This window comes from Phormidium sp. CCY1219 (genome assembly GCF_055795085.1).
The window spans coordinates 1-2457 of sequence record NZ_JAYFEQ010000527.1; the positions used below are offsets into that span (position 1 = coordinate 1).

Sequence of the window (2457 nt, forward strand, 5' to 3'; positions counted from 1 at the left end):
TGGTCTTCTGGTCAGGTGAGCTTGGGAAAATAAAGTCTTACCAAGCCCCTCCCTTTAGGGATGGGGTTCCTGACAAATCTTAGGCAGTTGCGACATACGGCTACTCTAGCATTTTTTGATTAAAAAATCAATTATCGGCTAACATCCTCCATTATATTCTAGAGGTTATCCCGAGATGAAAATCGAACCCTATGACCCACGCCACATTGATGCCGTTGTTCGTCTTTCGCTTCGGGCATGGACTCCAGGCTTTGAGTCAATTCAGAAGGCGATGGACGCTGACCTATACCGGGTGTTCTCTCCCGAGAATTGGCTTGTGAGTCAGCAGAAGGCTGTGGAGGATGTCTGCGGGGCGGACAGACAGCAGCGTATGGGTAGCTATTGATGCAGATTCTATTGTGGGCTTTGTAGCTGTGAAACTACACTGGGAGGAGAGGATGGGTGAAATCTACATGGTTGCTGTGGATCCAGATTTGCAAGGGCAGGGCATAGGCAGCGCTCTGACAGCATTCGCTCTGGATTGGATGAAAGAGGCGGGGATGTCGATTGCTATGGTGGAGACTGGCGGCGATCCCGGTCATGCTCGCGCAGGTCACACCTATGAAAAGGTGGGCTTCCGACTGTGGCCAGTGGCCAGATACTTCAAAACGCTCTAATCAGCGATCGCCTATGGTGGTGGTCTGCTACCCCGTTGGCTCTCAAACGCGGTGACTCTTCTATCTTATCCAGAGCCATCAACCGGAAGAAGACGAAGCACCTTATATAAGGTACCAAACGAGAGGCGCGATCGCCGCGCCTCTCGTCACTCACATTGTTTCAGATTCCCAGTCGGGGCAGTCACCCCCGGCATCCCAGCCGTAGGGATGCATCCCACAGACGAGCAGATTTCCGCCGTAGACTTGACCGTGATAATTCTTGCACCCGATACAGACGGAATTTTTCTCTTCGGTTGGTGGCACGTAGGACACGAATTGGTCTGGAGTTTCCGGAAAGTCATCCAGCCCTAAATAGAAGTCGAACAGGGGATCGACTAACTCCTCAAAACATTGGTCGAGTTCGTTCACAATCGCAGTTTGCCATTCTTCGGTTAACTCTTCCGAAAGATCCATCATTTCTTCAGAAAATTTTCCGATCGCCTCCACAAATTCCGTGACCTCTTCGGTCACTTCTTCAAAAAAGCGATCGACCTCTTCTGCTGCTGTGTCTATCATTTTAAAGAATTCTTGCGGCCAATCTTCCATCATCATTGTTTGCCCCGTTACTGCAGCCACCGCCTTCTACTCATTCTGAAGCCGACGGAGTTCTTCCTGTAATGATTGTACCTGGTCGCGCAGGTTATCTACATCCTTTGGCTTGTCTTCTGGCTTTTCTCCAGATGACTCTTCGTCTTCTTCGATAATTTCGATGCGTCGTGGCTCTCGAGGTGGGGTCTGACTCGATGGGGGTTGCTGAAAATTCTGCTGTCCCTGTTTCATCATCTCATCCACGAACCGACGAGCTTCTTCCGTGCTCATCTCGCCGCGTTCCACCATTTCATCAGCCAGCTTTTGAGCTTGCTCTGTGAGTTCCCCTACTTTTCCCGTGGCTTTTTCGCCAGCATAGGAGGCTATCCCGACGCCAAGATAAAATGCTTTTTGAAGCATATCGCCGAAACCAGGCATAGAAACTGCTGCTCCTTAATACGCGCAAATGGATTACCGATCCCAGGATAGGTCATCTTTTCCTCGGGTGGCTAACGGGGGGTGCCAAAGCGCCGCCGTCCCCTACATTGGCCCATCGGGGGAACTCTAAAAAAAGTGACCCGGATACCACGCCTGCCACAAGCATCCCGTGTTGCTGCTACCTTCCGGTCCTGACAAAGTTTGGGCGTTGTGACCGCATGGGTCCGGATCGTTTCCTACTATAACACCATTTCTGCGCCACTGTCTACTAAACTCGCCAAAAAAGGCAAATTTTTTTTACTCGATCGCGATGCACCACTCATAAACCTGATAGTTGACGCAACCATTCTGAATCAGCGGGTCTTCGGCGACGAGTCGTTGCGCTTCTTCCATCGATTCTGCCTCGAAGAGCATCATTCCGCCGCCGCGACAAGCCCAGTAGCCGGTTTTGGCTTTATGCCCTTTGGCGATTAAATCCTTGACGTAGGCTTTATGGGCGGGGACGTACTTATCGAAGGTGGGTTTATCGACGATTCCTGCTTCTATTTTGACAAACCAAGGCATTGGAGTTGTGGTAAAAACTAGGGGTCTTCCTGGGTATGGCTCGACTCGAGGAGTACGAGCACCATAGCAGATGGTATCATTGAGGCAGCGACGCGAACGCGGTTTGCAGCCATTGAGACCTTGGGGTAATCTATCATGCCCAACCAATCTTCCCCTCTTTACCGAGAATCGGCGTAAAGCCCCCGGATTTATCCGTGGGGATATAAGCCGAGCGACTGACCCCCGGTCCCCC

Annotated in this window: 4 protein-coding genes and 1 other RNA gene; 1 reads left to right on the forward strand and 4 read right to left on the reverse strand. The window is 51.2% G+C overall.

Annotated elements, in window-relative coordinates; translation table 11 throughout:
- Positions 1 to 341: 341 nt before the first annotated feature.
- The gene (locus tag AC0QH1_RS14120; RefSeq protein WP_324631805.1) at positions 342 to 656 is read left to right on the forward strand and encodes a GNAT family N-acetyltransferase; all 315 of its coding nucleotides are present in this window, start codon (positions 342 to 344) and stop codon (positions 654 to 656) included.
- A gap of 150 nt (positions 657 to 806) precedes the next feature.
- Here the strand turns inward: AC0QH1_RS14120 and AC0QH1_RS14125 are convergent, their stop codons facing one another.
- The 4 genes from AC0QH1_RS14125 to AC0QH1_RS14140 all read right to left on the reverse strand — a co-directional run bounded on the left by AC0QH1_RS14125 (position 807) and on the right by AC0QH1_RS14140 (position 2225).
- On the reverse strand, positions 807 to 1271 hold the full coding sequence (locus tag AC0QH1_RS14125; protein WP_324631806.1) for a hypothetical protein: 465 nt from the start codon (positions 1269 to 1271) through the stop codon (positions 807 to 809).
- 6 nt (positions 1272 to 1277) lie between these two features.
- Positions 1278 to 1661, reverse strand: coding sequence for a phasin family protein (locus AC0QH1_RS14130; protein ID WP_324631807.1), 384 nt, complete (start codon positions 1659 to 1661; stop codon positions 1278 to 1280).
- A gap of 134 nt (positions 1662 to 1795) precedes the next feature.
- Positions 1796 to 1892, reverse strand: an RNA gene (ffs, locus tag AC0QH1_RS14135) — signal recognition particle sRNA small type.
- Between the two features lie 66 nt (positions 1893 to 1958).
- The gene (locus tag AC0QH1_RS14140) at positions 1959 to 2225 is read right to left on the reverse strand and encodes a YciI family protein (protein ID WP_324631808.1); all 267 of its coding nucleotides are present in this window, start codon (positions 2223 to 2225) and stop codon (positions 1959 to 1961) included.
- Positions 2226 to 2457 lie beyond the last annotated feature (232 nt).

Bases quoted from the DNA above. Each gene is read 5' to 3' on its own strand.
- AC0QH1_RS14140 (WP_324631808.1), bottom strand. From the start codon at position 2,225: ATGCCTTGGTTTGTCAAAATAGAAGCAGGAATCGTCGATAAACCCACC.
- AC0QH1_RS14130 (WP_324631807.1), bottom strand. From the start codon at position 1,661: ATGCCTGGTTTCGGCGATATGCTTCAAAAAGCATTTTATCTTGGCGTC.
- AC0QH1_RS14120 (WP_324631805.1), top strand. From the start codon at position 342: ATGTCTGCGGGGCGGACAGACAGCAGCGTATGGGTAGCTATTGATGCA.